The sequence below is a fragment of the Streptomyces sp. NBC_00091 genome, assembly GCF_026343185.1.
In the GTDB taxonomy this organism is placed as follows: Bacteria; Actinomycetota; Actinomycetes; order Streptomycetales; family Streptomycetaceae; genus Streptomyces.
Genome location: NZ_JAPEMA010000002.1, coordinates 431756 through 448733, shown reverse-complemented (window position 1 = coordinate 448733; position 16978 = coordinate 431756). Strand labels below are relative to the sequence as shown.

12 protein-coding genes are annotated in these 16978 nt (G+C 75.6%); 2 read left to right on the top strand and 10 right to left on the bottom strand.

The window, feature by feature from the left end:
• The first annotated feature begins 82 nt into the window (after positions 1–82).
• The gene (locus tag OOK34_RS29755) at positions 83–736 is read left to right on the top strand and encodes a MerR family transcriptional regulator (protein ID WP_267037256.1); all 654 of its coding nucleotides are present in this window, start codon (positions 83–85) and stop codon (positions 734–736) included.
• A 9-nt stretch (positions 737–745) separates the two neighbouring features.
• Here the strand turns inward: OOK34_RS29755 and OOK34_RS29750 are convergent, their stop codons facing one another.
• Complete coding sequence (locus OOK34_RS29750) at positions 746–2023, bottom strand: amidohydrolase (protein WP_267037255.1); 1278 nt, start codon at positions 2021–2023, stop codon at positions 746–748.
• 214 nt (positions 2024–2237) lie between these two features.
• On the opposite strand from OOK34_RS29750, the gene OOK34_RS29745 reads away from it, so the two are divergent.
• Positions 2238–2411 (top strand): thiazolylpeptide-type bacteriocin, encoded by a 174-nt coding sequence (locus OOK34_RS29745; protein ID WP_007268044.1) that lies wholly within the window; start codon positions 2238–2240, stop codon positions 2409–2411.
• A gap of 80 nt (positions 2412–2491) precedes the next feature.
• Here the strand turns inward: OOK34_RS29745 and OOK34_RS29740 are convergent, their stop codons facing one another.
• From OOK34_RS29740 to OOK34_RS29700, 9 genes are all read right to left on the bottom strand, one after another.
• Entirely contained in the window at positions 2492–4456 is a 1965-nt protein-coding gene (locus OOK34_RS29740) for a TOMM precursor leader peptide-binding protein (RefSeq protein WP_267037254.1), read from the bottom strand.
• Positions 4453–5208 carry an ABC transporter permease gene (locus OOK34_RS29735; RefSeq protein ID WP_267037253.1) on the bottom strand — a complete coding sequence of 252 codons (756 nt, stop codon included), beginning with the start codon at positions 5206–5208 and terminating at the stop codon, positions 4453–4455. The genes OOK34_RS29740 and OOK34_RS29735 overlap by 4 nt, the downstream gene beginning before the upstream one ends.
• Positions 5205–6197 carry an ABC transporter ATP-binding protein gene (locus tag OOK34_RS29730; RefSeq protein WP_267037252.1) on the bottom strand — a complete coding sequence of 331 codons (993 nt, stop codon included), beginning with the start codon at positions 6195–6197 and terminating at the stop codon, positions 5205–5207. The genes OOK34_RS29735 and OOK34_RS29730 overlap by 4 nt, the downstream gene beginning before the upstream one ends.
• 82 nt (positions 6198–6279) lie before the next feature.
• A complete protein-coding gene (locus OOK34_RS29725; protein ID WP_267037552.1) occupies positions 6280–7368 on the bottom strand; it encodes a M50 family metallopeptidase in 1089 nt (362 codons plus the stop codon).
• A 14-nt stretch (positions 7369–7382) separates the two neighbouring features.
• A complete protein-coding gene (locus OOK34_RS29720) occupies positions 7383–8450 on the bottom strand; it encodes a lantibiotic dehydratase C-terminal domain-containing protein (protein WP_267037251.1) in 1068 nt (355 codons plus the stop codon).
• Positions 8438–11215: a lantibiotic dehydratase gene (locus tag OOK34_RS29715; protein WP_267037250.1), complete on the bottom strand. Its 2778-nt coding sequence runs from the start codon at positions 11213–11215 to the stop codon at positions 8438–8440. Before OOK34_RS29715 ends, OOK34_RS29720 begins: the two co-directional genes overlap by 13 nt.
• Positions 11216–11245: 30 nt before the next feature.
• A complete protein-coding gene (locus OOK34_RS29710) occupies positions 11246–12793 on the bottom strand; it encodes a SagB family peptide dehydrogenase (protein ID WP_267037249.1) in 1548 nt (515 codons plus the stop codon).
• Between the two features lie 48 nt (positions 12794–12841).
• Positions 12842–14776, bottom strand: a complete 1935-nt coding sequence (locus OOK34_RS29705) for a TOMM precursor leader peptide-binding protein (protein ID WP_267037248.1) — start codon at positions 14774–14776, stop codon at positions 12842–12844.
• A complete protein-coding gene (locus tag OOK34_RS29700) occupies positions 14766–16901 on the bottom strand; it encodes a TOMM precursor leader peptide-binding protein (protein ID WP_267037247.1) in 2136 nt (711 codons plus the stop codon). The genes OOK34_RS29705 and OOK34_RS29700 overlap by 11 nt, the downstream gene beginning before the upstream one ends.
• Positions 16902–16978: the final 77 nt, after the last annotated feature.

Below are 16978 nucleotides of genomic sequence, written 5' to 3'. Positions count from 1 at the left end.
TCCGGATGTCCTCGTTGGATAGCGCCGCTGTCCAAGCGTCGCGTGCTTAGATAGTGAGGCTATCCAAGGAAAGGCACAAGAGATGCGGCTGGCGGAGTTGAGCGAGCGCAGTGGCATTTCCACCGCGACCATCAAGTACTACCTGCGCGAAGGCCTGTTGCCGCCCGGCCGGCGGATCAGCGCGACCACGGCCGACTACGACGAGACCCATCTGCGCCGGCTGCGCCTGGTACGGGCCCTGATCCAGGTCGGCCGGGTCTCCGTGGCCACCGCGAAGGAGGTGCTCCGGCACGTCGACGACGACTCGCTGGGCACGGCCATGCGCCTGGGCGCGGCCCTGTGGGCGCTGCCGCAGGTACCGGAGCCGGACGACGCCGACGAAGTCGACGAGGCCGTGGCCACCGCCCGCCGCGAGGTGGACCGGTTGCTGGAGACCCTGGGCTGGTCCACCGCCAGGGACCTCGCCGCCATCTCCCCGGACCACCGGTCGCTGGTGGCCGCGGTGGCCTCCCTCATCAGGCTGGGATACCCGTGGGACGCGGAGATGATGGTTCCCTATGCCCGCCTGATGCACCAAGTGGCCGTGTACGACCTGGACATCGTGGAGAAGCACCCCTCGGAGGCGGAGAAGGTGGAGGTGGCCGTCGCGGGGGCGATCCTCGTCGAACCGGTGCTCAGGGCGATGCACCGCCTGGCACAGGAAGAGGAGTCGGTCCGGCGCTACGGCCTGGCCTGACGTACGGCCTCAAGCAGCCGACCGGGCCGATCCGGCCGGCGCGAGGCAGGCCAGGGCCGCCGCCGTCAGCGCGCCGACCCCGGCCGGCAGCGCCGTACGCACGTCCGGGGCGAAGTCCGGGGCGTGGTTGGCGGGGAGGGCCGCCAGTTTCCCGGCCGCGCCCTCCCCGGGCGCCGCCGCCCAGGCGGCCGGGCCGATCACCCCCAGCATCCAGTAGGCGAGCCGGACCCCCCGCGCACCGTGCACGGACCGCCCTGCGTCGCCGAACAGCCCGAAGTCCTCCGTGGCGAGGGACGGCGGCCACATCGCCACCCGCTCCGCCCCGAACCGCGCCGTGTGGGCCGCGCGCACCGCGGCCGTCGTCGCCGGATCGGGGTGGGTGACGGGGGAGGAGCCCTCGCGGACGATCTCCGGCTCCCGGGGACAGCCCGAGGCCGCGCACTCGGCGCGCACGATCCGCTCGACCGCCTCCGCCGCCCGCGCGAGCGCCGCCTCGCCGGCCGCCCGTACGGTGATCCCCAGCTCGGCCCGGTCGGGCACGATGTTGGCCCGCTCCCCGGCCCGCAGCGAGCCCACCGTGACGGCCACCTGCTCCGAGGGCGCCGCCTCCCGGGCCACCACCGTCTGCAGGCGGGTCACCACGTGGGCCGCCGTCACCACCGGGTCCACCGTCAGGTGCGGGGCCCCCGCGTGCCCGCCGCGCCCGTGCACGACGACCCGGAAGGTGACGCTCCCGGCGGTCATCGGCCCGTACCCGTGCGCGACCATCCCGGCCGGCAGCGGGGCGGCGTGCTGCGCGAGGACGGTGTCCGGGCGGCCGGTGCGCTCGTACAGCCCGTCGGCCAGCATCGCCCGCGCCCCCTCCAGGGTCTCCTCCGCGGGCTGCCCCACCACCACGAGCGTGCCCTGCCAGGCCTCCGGGCCGGCGCCGGCCAGCAGGGAGGCGGTACCGGCGGCCGCGGCCAGGTGGAGGTCGTGCCCGCAGGCGTGCGCCACCGGGCCCTCGCTCGCGTACGGCAGCCCCGTGGTCTCCCGGACCGGCAGCGCGTCCAGCTCGGCGCGCAGCATCACGGTCGGCCCCGCTCCCCGCCGCAGCACCCCGGCCACGCCGTGCCCGCCGATCCCGCGCGTGGTCGCGTACCCGGCGGACTCCAGCCAGTCGGCGAAGCGCCCGGCCGTGCGCCGCTCCTCGCCCGACAGTTCGGGATGGCGGTGCAGGTCCAGGTAGAGCGTCGTCAGGGGCCGCAGGAGCGGCGGGAGTCCGGCGAGCACGGTGGAGACGGTCATGACGACCATGCTCGGACACCGGATCCGGCCAGGACGGTCAGACCGCTGACACTTTCTGTCAGAGGAGTGTCAGGAGTTGACCGGGTGAAGTGACGGCGGGACCGGTTCTCCTGGAAGGGCACCACAGGAAGCCGCCCCGGAACGCACGGGCCGGCCGATCCGCCCGAGCCGGCCGGACCGCCTGGACCGGCCGACCCAGATGAAGGAGATTCCCATGGAGAAGTCGCCGCTCGCCTCGCTCGCCGACGAGATCCTGGAGCTGGAGTCGGAGACCTTCGAGATCTCCGACTACTCGGACGCCAGCGAGGTCGTGCTCGCCGGTTCCACGAGCTGCAGCTCCACCTCGACCTGTTCCTCCACCACCAGCACCACCTCCTGCAGCGCCTGACCCCAGCGCCGCACCCGCAACGCACCGATGCCCCGGACCCCGCACGAGGGGGGTCCGGGGCATCCGGCATGGGCCCGGGATCAGGGGAACGGGTGCGGCACCAGCCGGATCTCCGCGTCCGTCAGGGCACTCTCGCGCAGCCCCGCCCGTTGGGCGGCCGTCCGCAGCCGGGGCATGTACGGGGCCCGCTGGCGCGACCAGCCGAAGTCGATCGGCAGCAGCCCCGGCACGATGGCGCACACGGTGTGCAGCCCCATCCGGCGCTGCTCCGGCGTGGTCTGGTCGACGACGATCACATCGTGCCCGGCCCCCGTCAACTCGCCCACGCACAGCAGCAGATCGTCCCGCAGGTCGCCGGTCCTCGGCCGGCCGTGGGCCTCCCACCGCTCGTACAGCTCCGCCATGGGCCGTACGGCGAGCGGCTCCCGGTAGGTGCGCGCGTGCGGGGCCATCGCGGGCAGCCCGTACAGCTGGGCATGGTCCTTGAGGTGTCTGACCAGCCCGAAGTCCCCGGCCATCGCCTCCAGTTCACCCTGCCGCTCGGCCACCTGCCGGGGCAGGTGCGGGATGTAGGTGAGCACCTCCGACAGCGCGGCCTCCACCGCCGCCGCCGGATCGAGCGCCGCGCCCGCGCCGAAGGAGTACAGCCCCGGTCCGCCGTCGCGCCGTACGGCCAGTCCCGTCACCACGGGCACCGCGAGGTCGATCCGGTTGTCGAAGGCGTGCACGTCGTACCCCTGGAGGGCGGCCCGGTCCACCATCATCCGCACCGCCGGCCCCGGTACGGAGTCCAGGTCGATCTCCGTCAGCCGCTGGCCGCCGTACCAGGCGAGCAGGAAGGCGTCCCGCTCGATCAGCTCCAGCAGGGCGCCGAGCACCGCCTCCTCCAGGCAGCCGCCGATCGCGCAGCCGTTGGAGCACTCGAAGACGAAGTTGTCGGCGGCCAGGCCCGCGCTGTAGTAGGCCAGGCGCGCCGGCACCAGCACGGGCCGGTCGTCGCGCAGCGAGTGCCCGTACACCCAGGGGATGGGCCGCTCGGGGTCGAAGGGCGACACCAGGGGGTCGTCGCGGTAGGTCGCGGGCGGGTAGAACCCGCACTCCGCCGGATTCAGGGCCCGCTCGCCCAGCTCCGCGTAGGAGGCGGTGAGCGCCTCGGCGCCGGTGCGGCGGTGCGTGCCGGCGTACCGCTCCAGCCCTTCCAGGAAGGCGAGGTCGCGGCTGGCCGAGAAGCTGTTGGCCTGACCGCTCCAGGTGACGTCCGTGAGCCCCGCGTAGCCGCGCATGAAGACGCTGCCCGCGACCGGCGCGGTGGTCGGCGAGGTCACGTTGATCCAGGTGCCTCCGCCGAGCACCCCGGTCACCGGATTGGCCAGCGCCTCCCGCGGCACCGGGTACGAGGAGGCCTTGCGCAGCCGCTGCGCCTGCGGGGCGGGCTTGGGCCGGGAGGCGGGGACGAAGGGCCGCGGGGCGTCGGCGCCGCGCGGCCCGCAGTCGGGGCAGAGCGGGTCGGCGGCCAGCGGGTACGTACGCACCTGGAGGGTCTCCAGGTCCAGGCGGGACACCTGGGGCAGCGCCCGGTCGGCGGCCAGAGGGCCCGGAGCCTTCGCGTCGCCGCCCAGGACCGCCGCGTGCAGGGCGGCGACCGCGTCCAGCACGTACGGCGACAGCCGGGGCCAGTGGGCCGAGACGGGGGTGCGCGGCCCGCTGCCGGTCTCCAGCGCGTCGCGCTCGCTCCTGCTGCGCAGCCGCTGCCAGCGCATGGCCAGGCACTGCCCGCATGCGGGGGCGGTGCCGTCGCCGCCCCAGGGCCCCAGGAGCACGGCCTGGGCGCCGAGATGGACGGTGGCGGCCGGGCGCAGCGCGGCGAAGGGGTCGGCGGCGCGCGGCCCGAGGGCGTCGTGCACCCCCAGCGTGACCACGTACGGCCGCGCCGCGTCAGGGGCGGCGGCGGCCAGCGCCCGCTCGAGCTGCCGGCGGGCCGTCTCCAGCGCGGTGCCGTCGGGGGCCGCGGCCGCCCGTACGGTCCTCGAAGCGACGGGTGTCATGACTGGTTGCTCCAGCGGAAGGTCTTCAGCCCGATCCCGCCGAACAGCAGGGCGAAGCCGGTCAGCGCGGCGCAGCCGATGCCGATCGTGGCGAGGGAGCCGGAGCCGGTCAGGGCCCCGGAGGCGGCGTCGTTGAGGTAGCGCAGCGGCAGCACCCGGGAGACCGACCGCAGCCAGGACGGCATCATGTCGAGCGGCAGGAAGGATCCCGACAGGAACGCCATGGGCACCATCAGGCAGTTGGCGATCGCGGCGACGGCCTCGGGGGTCTTGGCGTAGTTGCCGACGATCACCCCGATCGCCATGAAGGCCGTGATGCCGAACACCAGCGCGGGCAGCACCAGTGGCCAGCGCCCGTCCAGCTCGAGCCCGAAGCCGGGCAGCATGGCGACGGCCACGAACACGGCGGCCTGCACCACACCGACCACGAGGGCCAGTACGTAGCGCGAGGCCAGCACCGTGGTCAGCGGTGTCGGGCTGAGCCGGATCAGCCGCAGCAGGTCGTCGCGGCGCCACTGCATCAGGGTGAAGGCGATGCCGAAGACGGCGGCGTTGGCGACGCCCCAGGACATCACGCCGGGCGCGATGTACGAGATGTAGGGGCGGCCGCTCTCCTCCACGTCCTGGCCGCTGAAGATCAGGCCGAAGACCACGAGGAACAGGAGTGGGAAGGCGAAGGTGAAGAAGAGGGTGGCCTTGTCCCGGACCTGGGCCCGGTAGCCGGCGGCGGTCAGTGCCGTGTAGGCGCTCATGCGCGGGACTCCGTGGTGTGTGCGGGCGTGTGGCCGTCGGTCTGGCCGCCGGTGTGGCCGTCGGCCCCGGGGCGGCCGGTCAGCTCCAGGTAGACGTCCTCCAGGGTCGCCGTGCGGGTCATCACCCCGTCGAGCCCGGTGAGGGCGTCGACGGCCTGGAGCACCTTGCCGGGGGCCGAGGTCTCCAGCACGAGCGAGCCGCCCTGTTCGCCGACCCGCTCCACCCCGTCCAGGGCGGCGGCCTGCGCCGGGGTGATCCGTCCCGCCGGTACCAGCAGCCGGGCCCGGGCCCCGGCGGCGGTGATCAGCTGGTGCGGGGAGTCCAGTGCGGCGATGCGGCCGCCGACCAGGATGGCCACCCGGTCGCACAGGGCCTCGGCCTCGTCGAGGTGGTGGGTGGTGTAGACGATGGTGCGGCCCTCGCTCTTGAGGGTGCGCAGCACCTGCCACAGGTCCCGGCGGGCCTGCGGGTCGAGGGCGGCGGTCGGCTCGTCGAGGAAGATCAGCTCGGGGTCGTGGACCAGGGCCGACGCGATGGCGAGCCGCTGGCGCTGGCCGCCCGAGAGGTTCTCCACGAGCACGTCGCGCTGCTCGGTCAGCCCGACCGTCTCCAGCGTGCGGTCCGCGGCGGCCGCGTCCTTGCGGTACAGCCCGGCGACGGTGGCGAGGTGTTCGCGCGCGGTCTGCCGGACGAAGAAGGCCGAGGCCTGGGTCTGGACGCCGATCCGGGGCAGCAGGGCCGTGTTGCGCGGCCAGGGGCTCTGGCCGAGGACCTCGACCGTGCCGGAGTCGGCCTGGCGCAGGCCCTCGACGATCTCGATGAAGGTGGTCTTGCCCGCGCCGTTGGGGCCGAGCAGGCCGAAGAACTCGCCGCGGCGCACGTCGAGGGAGAGCCCGTCCACGGCCTGTCGGTCGCCGTAGCGCTTGCGGACCTCCCGGACGGCGACGGCCACGGGCGCGTCGGGCGGGGGAGTGCGGTCAGTTGTCATGGGCGTGCGGTTCCCTCGGTGTCGGAAGCGGGTGGGGGGAGTGGATGGGGGAGGAAAGGGGGGTGGGTGGGGGGAAGTCGGTTCAGGGGCTGGCGGTGAGCAGGACGGCGGCCGTCAGGAGCCCGGCCAGGAGCAGGACCAGCACCGCCGAGCCGATCCCGTAGCCGAGGTAGAGCCGGCGGGCCCGCGCCGGATAGGCGGCCGCCGCGGCACGGTCGCGCGCCCGTAGCCGCAGGTAGGCCGAGCTGGCGGGCGCCAGCCGGGTCACGCGCAGCGCGTGCCCGAGCAGGGTGTAGCCGTCGAGCGGCGGCAGTGGGACCAGGTTGACGAGGGCCTGCGCACTGCCGAGCAGCAGCAGCGCGCCCAGCACCCGGCCGGTGGCGTCGCCCGCCGGCAGCGCCGCCCACCAGGCGCAGAACGGCAGCAGGAAGAGGAGGTTGGCGAAGGCGCCCGCTCCGGCGACGGCCAGCTGGTCCCGGCGGCGGGGCAGGTAGCGGTAGTTGTCGACCCGGCAGTACATGATGACCATCGGCAGCCGCCAGCGCAGCCCGATCTCCCCGACCGTGCCGCCCACGTGCCGGGCGGCGATCCCGTGCGCGAACTCGTGCAGGGCCGTACTGAGCCACAGCAGCGTGGCCACGGCCAGCAGCGGCACCGGATGCGACAGTAACCACCGCAGATCCGCGAGGAGCCGGCCCGCCGACGCCGCGAGCCACCCCTCCATGGCCAGGAGTACGAGCAGCAGCGCGCCCAGCACCGCCGGCCGCAGGACCGGCCGCAGCAACCGGTGCAGCCGCGCCGTCGTGGCATCGGCGTCCGCGACCAGCCGCAGGGTGCCGCGCAGCAGGGTCCCGGTCCGCTGCGGCCCGGGCCCGGCCCCGGGCTGCGGGGCCGGGCCGCCCGCGAGCAGCCGCCGGCTCCCGAGCAGCCCGAGCAGCTGCTGCCAGTTCCGCTCGCCCAGGCGGCGCCCGAAGGCCTGCCCGTACGCCTCGCCGATCTCCGCCAGGCTGCGCGAGCCGTCGAGGCGCGAGACGAGGAAGTACTCCTTCGGCCCGATCTCGAACGCCGCCCCGGACACCGGGTCCTTGACCAGGTGTACGACGGCGGGGCCGTTCAGCAGCGGCGGCGACAGCAGGATCCCCGGCCGCAGCGCCGGCCGGTGGTCCAGCATTCCGGAGGGCGTGGTCACGGCCCGACCGCCGGGGCCGCCTCCGCGCCCCCGGCGGCTCCCTCCCGCAGCACCCGGCCCAGCAGGTGCGCCAGGTAGGCCTCGTCCCGGATGGTCACGTGCAGCCGGTTGTTGGTCATGTGCATGTACGGGGACAGCAGCAGCGGCAGCGCCACCGCCGGATCCGTCACCCGCTCGTCCCGGCTCCCGTCCCAGGACCGGAACACCAGCTCCCCGCCCACGGCCAGGGCCTCGGCGCGCCGCCGCAGCTCCCGGCAGTGCTCGGCCCAGCCGGCGAGGAAGCCGGGCAGCCGGCCGGTCTCCCCGGTGCCGAGCGCCTCCAGCACCGCGCCGAACCGCCGCCCGAGACCGGGCCCGGTCTGCTCGTACGTCCTGTCGTACTCGGCGGAGCCGATGAAACCGGTGCCGGGGAAGGCCCGGTGCCAGAACTGGTAGTAGCGGTCGAGGTAGCCGCCCAGGTCCTCCCGGTCGGGCAGGAACACCCCGGCCATCACCATCATCAGCTGCGCGGAGGTGCCCAGCAGTACGGTCCGCAGGTGCAGGTTCATCCCGCCCAGGGCGTCCATGACGAGATCGCTGGAGTGCGCGAAGTGCCACTCCGCGAGCTCGACCCCGGCCGGGCCGCCGTACTTCCCGTACTCCGGCTCGTACGGCTCGTAGGACCAGGAGTTGTTCGGCCGCAGGTTCATCCGGCCGTCCTCGCCCATGAAGGCGGCCCGGTCCCCCTCGGGGAACTCGATGTCGAACAGGGTGTTGTAGAACTCGTTGAGGAAACCGGAGTCCACCTCGTACAGCGCGGGCCGGGCCTTCAGGAACGCCGTCACCGCCTCCTCGGTACGCCGGCGCACCTCCGGCTCCGCCTGCGGGCTCACCGGCCGCAGCCGCAGCCGCACGTGCGGGCCCTCCAGCCAGTAGTTGATGAAGAAGTGCCCCGCCAGCAGCCCCTCCTCGGTGAGGGAGGCGATCAGCGGCCGCACGCACTGGACCAGCAGCGGCTGCGGGTTCGCGGCGTAGAAGACGTGCACGGCCTGCCAGGCGCCGGGCGTCGGGGTCAGCTCTGACATGGGGTTGCGCCCTCCGGGGTCCGGGTGGTCGTGGTGAAGGTCTCGACGGCGAGTTCGGCGACGTGCGCCCCGCGCGCCGAGCGGGTGTGCAGGCCGCCGGGGTCGGGGAGCATCTCGCGGAAGACGACCCGGTGGCCGCTCTCGCGCAGCAGCGGCTCGAAGGCCGCCAGCGAGAGCAGGCTCGCGAAGTCCACGTACTGCGGTTTGGCACCGAGCGCCGAGTGACCCGCCGACACGGTCGCGAACACCCGCTCCGGCAGTCCGTGCGCCCGCCGCCACCGCTGCCACTCCAGGAAGTGCGCGGCCTCCCGCGCCCCGCGCACCGGCAGTTCGCCCGCCGTGGTCGTCCAGCTGCGCCGGCTCAGCACCAGGTCCCCGTGCACCACCCGCGGACGCGCGCTCACCCCGCCCTGCGGGGCGCCCTCCGCGACCCCCGCCCAGACGTCCAGCGGGGACATCGAGGACGGCGAGAGCAGCAGCAGGGTGCGCGGTACGGCGGGCAGCGCGAGCGGCACCAGGTAGCCCAGGTAGACCGGGATCACCTCCAGGCCCAGGCGGCGCGAGCGCAGCACCACCCGCCCGGTGTCGGGGACGTGCTCCGCGTACAGGTCGTCCAGGCGCAGCAGCCGGTCCTCCGGCAGGGTGCCGGTCTCGCCCGGGCAGACGATCTCGTACTCGGTGAGCCGGCCGTGCAGGTTCAGGTTGGTGGTGACCGGGCCGCCGGTGACCTCCGCGAACACCGCGCCCGGCGGGGTGACTTCGGCGGCGCTCTCGCGCAGCCGCCCGTCCAGCGCCGACGGCTCCGGGTAGAGGTGTGTGAACCGGCTGAACGGGAAGGACAGCCCGCCGTAGGAGCGGTTGAGCACCGTCAGCCGCTCTCCCGTGTCCGGGTCCCCGGCGAACTGGAGGTGGTGGCAGCGCGGGGCGAACCCGGCCGCCACCGGCTCCAGTTCCCGCGCCACCGCCTCCACGTCCTCCTCCCCGAGCCGCAGTTCGCCGCTGCCGCCCCGCTCCTCGTACGCGGCCCAGTGCGCCCGCATCCGGTCCGTGAAGGCCCGCCGCGCCGCGTCCAGGGCCCGGATCCCGGGCAGGCCCAGCCAGTTCTCCTCGGGCACGTACTCGCCCCGCGCGTCGAAGGGCGTACGCCGCGCGGTGAAGGACAGGTACTGGTCGAAGAAGTCCTCGTGGAAGTCGTGCACCAGGCCCAGCAGGTCCTCGCAGCGCCCGCCCCGGCCGTAGCGCGCCGTGAAGAACCCCTCGAAGGTGATCCGCTGGGCGAGCGTGAGGTCGAAGGCCGGCAGGATCCGCTCGACCGACCGCAGCGAGCCGCCGTCCGCGCCCGGCTCCGCCCAGGCCGGGCGCGCCGCGGCCAGGTCGCGGCCCGCGCTCGTGTCCTCGTACACCAGCGTCTGCGGCAGCGGCGCGTCCGGCGGCGCGCCCAGCTCCTCCTGCGCCCGGCGCAGCGCGGCCCGCAGGAGCAGCAGCAGTTCGCGGCGCTCGGCGCGCCCCGCGAGCGGGTAGCGCTCCAGCAGCCGGGCGGGCTCCTCCAGCAGCGCGGCCAGCTCGCCGGCCCAGGGCCGCTCCAGCCCGGCCAGGGCCCGCTGGAAGGCGCGGACCGGATCACCGCTGTGCACCCCGGTGTCCAGGCACGGCACCCGCACCATGCCCAGCTGGAGGAGCGCGCCGATGTACGCCTCGCACTCCTCGGGGGCGGCCCCGTGCTCCGCCGCCAGCCAGTCGGCCAGCTCGTGGTGGCGCAGCTCGGGCTCACCGCCGCCCGGGCCGCTCTCCGCCCGCTCCGCCCGCTCCGCGAACAGGGCCAGCAGCCGGTCCAGGGTGCCGCTGCGGCGCAGGAAGAACAGCCGGTCCTTGACCGCGTCGAAGGTGACGGCGGCCGTGTCGTCGCCGGCCGTCACCGAGCGGCGCACGTAGCGGATCCGGTCGTCCTCCCGCCCCCAGCCCGGGGCCGGCCGCAGCGGCAGGTCCCGCCGGCGCACCGGGTCGGCGAGGACCAGCTCGGCGAGCCGCGCCAGCACCACCACGTTCAGCCGGACATGGCTGCTCCAGGTGTCCTCCACCCGGATCCCGTCCGTCCCCGCCTCCGGGGCGAACCGGCCGGTCGCCACCCCGGTGAAGGTGCTGAAGGGGCTGGTCTTGCAAGCGGTGCGGTAGAGGTACGAGAGCACCGAGCGCTCGGCCTTGCGCGCCCGGCCCCCCGGCTCCCCGCCCCCGGCGGTGGCCGCCGCGTAGGCGTCCAGCTGTCCCTCCAGGACCGGCGAGGCCAGCAGCAGCCCGTGCCGCAGCCGGTCGTCGCCGAGCAGCTCGCGCAGCGCGCCCCGGCCCCGGCCCAGATCGGCGGCCAGCAGCGGCTCCCCCTCGGCCAGCAGCTTCTCCAGCTCCCGCGTCCGCTGGAGCCAGCCGGCCAGCCGGTCGCCCGCGTTCTCCTCCAGCCCCGCCACCGCCCGCAGGGCGGCCTCGGGATCGGCGGGCATCCGCCCGTTGTGGATCTGCCGGCGCAGCCGCAGCAGTTCACGCCGGTGCGCCGCGCCCGGCCCGCCCGGCTCCGGGTCGGTCGCGCCGACCGCCCGGTGCAGTACCTCGCTCAGCCACTGCGCGTCCGCCCGCAGCGCCTCCTCGGCCGCGAGCACGTCGTCCGCCCAGCGCCCCGTGCCGGCGCAGCGCAGCGCGTCGGCCGCGGCCAGGGGCAGGCCGGCGACGCGCAGCATGAAGCGCTCTCCGGTGTGCCATTCGGTGGTGGTGTTCATCCTGGTCTTCCTGCTTCTCTCGTCGCCCGGTCAGGCGATCTCGTGGCGGAAGTCGGCGGGCCGCGGCCGCTCGTGGCCGAGCAGCATGATCAGCAGCGGTGCCTCGTCGGTGCCGGTCAGCCCCAGCTGCTCGGCGTACGAGACGTTGTCGAAGCCCAGCGCCACGCCCGCGCCGAGCCCGTGTGCGGCGGCCGTGGTGTAGAAGGTCTGCGCGACGGCGCCGACGGCCGCCCCGACGAGGCGGTAGCCGCGGTCGCCGACCGCGTCGAGGACCGCGGTGGTCCGTACGGTCGGCACCAGTACGGCGCCCGCCTGCTCCAGGTTGTAGTTGGACAGGAAGTAGTTGCGCTGGAGGAAGGGGCCGGGCGGCCCTGGCACCACCAGCCGCAGGGTGTGCGCCGCCGGGTCGTAGGCGTAGCTGCCCGGGGCGACGCCCTCGACGTGGTTGACGAAGGCGTACAGGGAGGTCAGCGGCGGCCCGTCGGGCCGTTCGGCCTCGCTGCCGGGCCGGGTCGCGGCGCAGTCCGCCAGCGCCGCCGCCAGCTGCTGCGCCGTCACCGCCCGGGTGGCGTCGAACCGGCCGAAGCTGCTGCGCCGGGCCCGCAGCGCGGCCGCCGCCTCCATCGGGGCCGGCGCCGGGGCGGGCAGGGGGACGGGCCGCCCGCCCCGCGGCGGGTACGCGGCGGCCGCGTCCAGCGCGCCGGGCGCCGGCCGGTCGGCCGCGCGGCCGAGGGTGGCCCCGTGGATCCGGTCCAGGGTCTCGAAGGCGAGCACCCTGCGGGAGCGCTCGGAGTCCCGGTGGCGGACGCCGGCGCCCGCCGCCGGGGCCCCGGCGCGGTGGCGCCCGGCGTCGCCCTCCCACTCCAGGGGGAGGACCGCGAAGACCCCCTCCTCCTCGGGGGCCACGCCGAGCAGCCGGGCGAGCCGCTCCTCGTCGAACCAGAGCGCGGGCGCGATCCGCAGCCCGTACGCCCGGGCCCACAGCCGCCAGGTCTGGAGCAGGGCGCCCACGTCCATGCTGACGGCGTGGAAGGAGAAGCTGTTGTACTTGAAGGAGTTCTGCCAGTACTTGACGCTGAGCACCAGGTACTGCGAGCAGCCCTTGTCGCGGCCGGCGCCCAGCGCCTCGCGGACGTCACCGGTGACATCGCCCGCCAGGAGCCTGCGCAGCCCGTGCTGGTGCGGGGCGTAGTGGTACACCCCCGGGGTGAGCGGCCCGCCCGCGCCGGCCGCCCAGTACACGCCGACCGGGTAGAGCCCGCCGCCGGAGGCGGTCCCGCGCGACCAGTTGGCCTGCGTGTAGTGGGGGAGCGCGGCCAGGTCGGTGTTGGCCTGCACACCCAGGCGCCGGCCGGTCAGCCCGTACGACTCCTGGAGCATCCCGGACAGCAGCGGCAGGGTGAATCCGGGGGCGGGCCGCGGCCCTCGCGCCGGATCGGGCAGCGGCAGGGTCTCCGCCTGCGGGTAGTACTTCGCCTTGCGGGGACGGTCGGCCCAGTCGGGTACGAAGTCGACGGGCTCCATCGGCACCCGGCCCCGGTACATGATGGCGCCGGCGTAGTCATGGGCGTAGCCCACGGGTCCTCCTCGGGTGTGCGGTCGTGCCGGAACGGGCCGGCGGCCGGGTCAGGGGAAGGGGTGCGGGGCCGGATTGAGGTCGGCGGGCTCCAGGTCCCGCTCGCGCAGCCCCGCCGCGCGCAGGGCGGTCCGCAGGCGCGGCATGCCCAGCGCCCGCTGCCGCGACCAGCCGAAGTCGATCGGCAGCAGCCCCGGCACCAGCACGCTCACGGTGTGCAGGCCCAGCGCCCGCTGCTCGGGCAGGGTCTGGTCCACCACCACCACGTCGAACCCCTCGGCGGCGACGGCCTCCACGCACCGCGCCAGGTCCTCGCGCAGGTCGTGCGACACCCCCTCGGGCCCGCGCAGCGCGGACACGGGCCGCAGCGGACCCCGCGAGGGGCCGCGCAGCAGGAAGTCGGCGTGCCGGCCCATCTCCGGCACCCCGTACACCAGCGGGTGGTCGTGCAGGGCGGTGACCAGGTCGAAGTCGGCCGCCATCGCGCGCAGCCGGTCCTCGTCCCGCTCGGTGCGCCCGGGCAGGTTCACCGCGTCCGTGGCGATCTCGCACAGCGCCGAGTCCAGCGCCGACTCCGGGTCCAGCCCGGCCCCCGCCCCGAAGCACATCCGCCCCGTACCGCCGTCGAACCGCTCGGCGACGGCGGTCACCACCGGGATGGGGAAGCTGATCCGGGTGTCGAAGAACCGCGCGCGGTACCCGTACAGGGCGAGCCGGTCGACCATCGCCCGGGTCGAGGCCCGGGAGCTGGTGGCCGGATCGATCTCGGGCAGCGGCTGACGCCCGTACCAGGTGAGCAGGAAGGCGTCCCGCTCGACGACCTCCATCAGCCCGAAGTAGCAGGCCTCGGCCAGACTCCCGCCCGAGGCACAGCCGTTGGAGCTCTCCTGCACGAACCGGTTCTCCAGACCCGGCGCGTGATAGTACGTCAGCACCTCCGGGACCAGCCGCGGTGCGCGGTCGCGCAGCGACCAGCCCCACACCCAGGGGATCTCCCGGTCCGGGTCGAAGGGCCGCACCCTCGGGTTGTCCCGGTAGAACCCCTCGCCGTACAGGCCCACTTCGCGCGGATCGACGGCGTCGGCGCCCAGCGCCCGCAAAGAGCCGGTGACGCTGGTCGTACGCGAGCGCGAGCGCATGCCCGCGTACCGCTCCAGCCCCTCCAGCACGCCGACGCGGGCGCTGCGGTCGAAGGAATCGGTGTGGCCGCCCCAGAAGGTCTCGCGCAGGTACTCGCCCGAGCGCATCGAGAAGCAGCCGATGGTCGCGGAGGTCGAGGTCGAGGAGACGTCCTGGACCAGCGAGGGCCCCAGGGCCCCGCACAGCGGGTTCGCGAAGGCCGCCACGTCGATGGCGTACGCCTCCACGGGCCGCGTACGGAAGGCGCCCGGCCGGTACTTGGGCGCGGGCGCCGGATCCAGCGCCCGGGCCCTGTCCTCCTCGGGGGTCCCGCACACCGGACACTCCGGATCGGGCACCAGCGGGTAGCCCCGCACCGCCCCGCTGCGCAGGTCCAGCACCCACACGCCGGGGAACACCCCGCCCGCCCCGCCGCCGGCCGCCGACACCACCAGCGCGGCCAGCGCGTCGGCGGCGAAGGGGTGCGCGTACGGCCACTCACCCGTCGCGCGGGTGCCCCCGCCCAGCTCGAGGGCGTCCCGCAGCGCGACCGACCGCACGGCCTGCCAGCGCCGCTCCAGGCACCGCGCGCACCCCGGCCCGTCCGCCGGGAGGGGGCCGACCACGGCCTGGTGCCCGTACAGGGCCACCGGGACCCCCTCCGCCGGGACCTCCGCCTCCGGCGCGGCGAAGGCGTCCCGCAGCCCGAGCGCCGTCACGGCCACGGGCGGCCCGCCGAGCGCGGCCAGCGCCCGCTCCAGCAGCTCCGTGAACCGCCCGGCGGCCCGCGCCCCGAGCCCGTCCGCCACTGCGGCCCGTGCCTCGAGCCCGTCCGCCACCGCGGCCCGGCCGCCGCTACGCGTCATCGCCGCTCTCCGCGCCCGCTGCCGCCGCGAGCAGCACCCGTACCGTGTGGATGCCCACGCCCGCCAGCTCCGCCGACCCGGTGGGGACCGCGTACGCGTCGAGCCCCGCCCCGGCGAGGCGCTCGCGCACCTGCTCCCAGGAGGTCCCGGCCCCCTCCGTCACCGGCTCGGCCGCCGCCGCGGACACCGTCAGCGCGCGCGGGTCCAGATCGCGCAGCAGCGGATCGCGGCCCGCGTCGGCGCCGTCCGCCCCGTACTGGGCCGCGCCCAGCAGCTCCCGCAGGGCGGCGACCGCCGCCGTACGCCGGTCCAGGCCCTCGCCCAGCGCCCAGTGCTCCCCGGCGCGCGCCAGCAGCACCTGCACCCCGGTCCGTACGCCCTCCCCGAGGTCCAGCAGCTCCGGTTCCAGCTCCAGCCGGTCCGCCGACCGTACGAGGAACCCGAGTTCGGCGTCCGCGCCGTCCCGCTCCGGCAGCGGCACCCGGGCCGCCGCCGCACCGCGCACGGCCCGCAGCAGCGCGGCGTGCCCGAGCGCCGACAGCAGCCCGGCCGCGGCCGCGTCGGCGGGGGAGGGGCCGGCCCCGGCCCCGGCGCGGGTGCGCTCGAAGAGCCGGTCGGCGTTGTGCGGGCCGAACGGCCGTACCGCGCCCGCCGGGACCGGTACGGGCTCCTTCGTCAGCAGGGACACCGCCCGCTCGTACGCGGACACCTCGCCCGGGATCCCGGTGGCCGTCGCCAGCCCGGCGGCGGCCACCGCGCCCGGCTCCCCGCAGCCGCCGACCAGCTCGCGCGGCGGCACCACGTGCTCCGCGTACACCAGCGCCGCCGCGTCCAGGGCGCGCATCCGCGCCCCCGCCACGTGGTGGATGTCGAAGGCGGCCACCGTACGCGGCCCCGCGTGCCCGAGGCCCAGCTCGACCACCCCGGCCTTCAGCGGGATCTGCGTGAGTTCCTCGTCCGCGTACCGGGTGAACACCCCCGCGTACGGGCGCACCACGGTGGAGCGCCGGTTCAGCTCCTCGACCAGCTCGTCCGCGTCGCGGGCGGTCTCCAGCGTCGGCAGCGCGGGCGTGCCCGAGGTACCGGCCGCGGCGAGGTCCACGGGAGCCGCCTCCGGCTCCCCGGACGGGCAGAACGGGCAGCGCGGGTGCGGGAACAGCGGCTCGGCGGTGACGTCCAGCGAGGCCATGTCCTGGACGAGCAGCCGCCCGGCGGTCTCGGCGGGCAGCGAACCGGAGGCCGCCCGGAACACCTCGTACCCCAGCAGGTTGCCGATCATGGCGGCCAGCGGCCGGCCCGGCACCGGGCCCGCCGCGAGGGGGGCCTCCGGCAGCGCGAGGGCGCTCCACAGCTCGGCCGCCGCCGCGCCGCCGCGGGCCGCGCCCAGCCGCAGGGCCGCGCAGGACCAGCAGCCGGCGGTGCCGTGCGCCATGAGCGGGCCGACGACGGCGTCGTTGCCGTACGACCAGGCGGGCAGCAGGGAGCGGCCCTCGGGTATGCCGGCGCGCAGCAGCGGCAGCAGCCGTGCGGGCGCCCCCGTCCCGCCGGTCACCACGACGAAGTCGTACTCCTCCAACTTGGCCCAGTCCGCCGGGTGTTCGGGCAGCGTACGGATCTCCACCGGGCAGCCGTCGGCGACGGCCCCGGCCGCCTCCTCCCGCACCTCGGCCGCGTCCGCCGCCGGCAGGACGCCGACGACGGCGCAGCCGTTGCGCACGAGGCTCAGCGCGCACCAGCGGGCCACCGCGTCCTCGCCGAGGACGGCGACCCGGGTGCCCCGGAAGCGCAGGAAGCGGGCCTCGGCGTCGTCGGCGTAGTGGTCGGCGTAGGCGATCTGCGGTGCGAAGCGCCGTGCGACGTCGGGCGGCGCGGCGGCGGCCGGCTCCGCTTCCCCGGGCTCGGCCACGGAGCGGGCGAAGTCCCGTTCGTACAGGGTCTTGACGAGTTCGCCGACCATCGCGCGCTGGGGGTCGCCCAGCCCCTGGCAGAGTTCGGTGACGGTGTGCTCGCCGGTCAGGTGGGGGACGATCAGCGTGGCGAACCGGTACGCGGTGCGGGCGGTGAGGCGAAAGCCCCCGTCGGAGTTGTGGAACAGCACGCCGTCGGGCGTCTCGGTGAAGAGCACGTCCCGGCGGATCCTGGGGCGTGTCGGGGCAACGTACTCATAGCTGTCCAGGGACATGGAACACCTCTGATTGCGGT

Bases quoted from the DNA above. Each gene is read 5' to 3' on its own strand.
- OOK34_RS29705 (WP_267037248.1), bottom strand. From the start codon at position 14,776: ATGACGCGTAGCGGCGGCCGGGCCGCGGTGGCGGACGGGCTCGAGGCA.
- OOK34_RS29715 (WP_267037250.1), bottom strand. From the start codon at position 11,215: ATGAACACCACCACCGAATGGCACACCGGAGAGCGCTTCATGCTGCGC.
- OOK34_RS29730 (WP_267037252.1), bottom strand. From the start codon at position 6,197: ATGACAACTGACCGCACTCCCCCGCCCGACGCGCCCGTGGCCGTCGCC.
- OOK34_RS29755 (WP_267037256.1), top strand. From the start codon at position 83: ATGCGGCTGGCGGAGTTGAGCGAGCGCAGTGGCATTTCCACCGCGACC.
- OOK34_RS29735 (WP_267037253.1), bottom strand. From the start codon at position 5,208: ATGAGCGCCTACACGGCACTGACCGCCGCCGGCTACCGGGCCCAGGTC.
- OOK34_RS29745 (WP_007268044.1), top strand. From the start codon at position 2,238: ATGGAGAAGTCGCCGCTCGCCTCGCTCGCCGACGAGATCCTGGAGCTG.
- OOK34_RS29725 (WP_267037552.1), bottom strand. From the start codon at position 7,368: ATGCTGGACCACCGGCCGGCGCTGCGGCCGGGGATCCTGCTGTCGCCG.
- OOK34_RS29720 (WP_267037251.1), bottom strand. From the start codon at position 8,450: ATGTCAGAGCTGACCCCGACGCCCGGCGCCTGGCAGGCCGTGCACGTC.
- OOK34_RS29750 (WP_267037255.1), bottom strand. From the start codon at position 2,023: ATGACCGTCTCCACCGTGCTCGCCGGACTCCCGCCGCTCCTGCGGCCC.
- OOK34_RS29740 (WP_267037254.1), bottom strand. From the start codon at position 4,456: ATGACACCCGTCGCTTCGAGGACCGTACGGGCGGCCGCGGCCCCCGAC.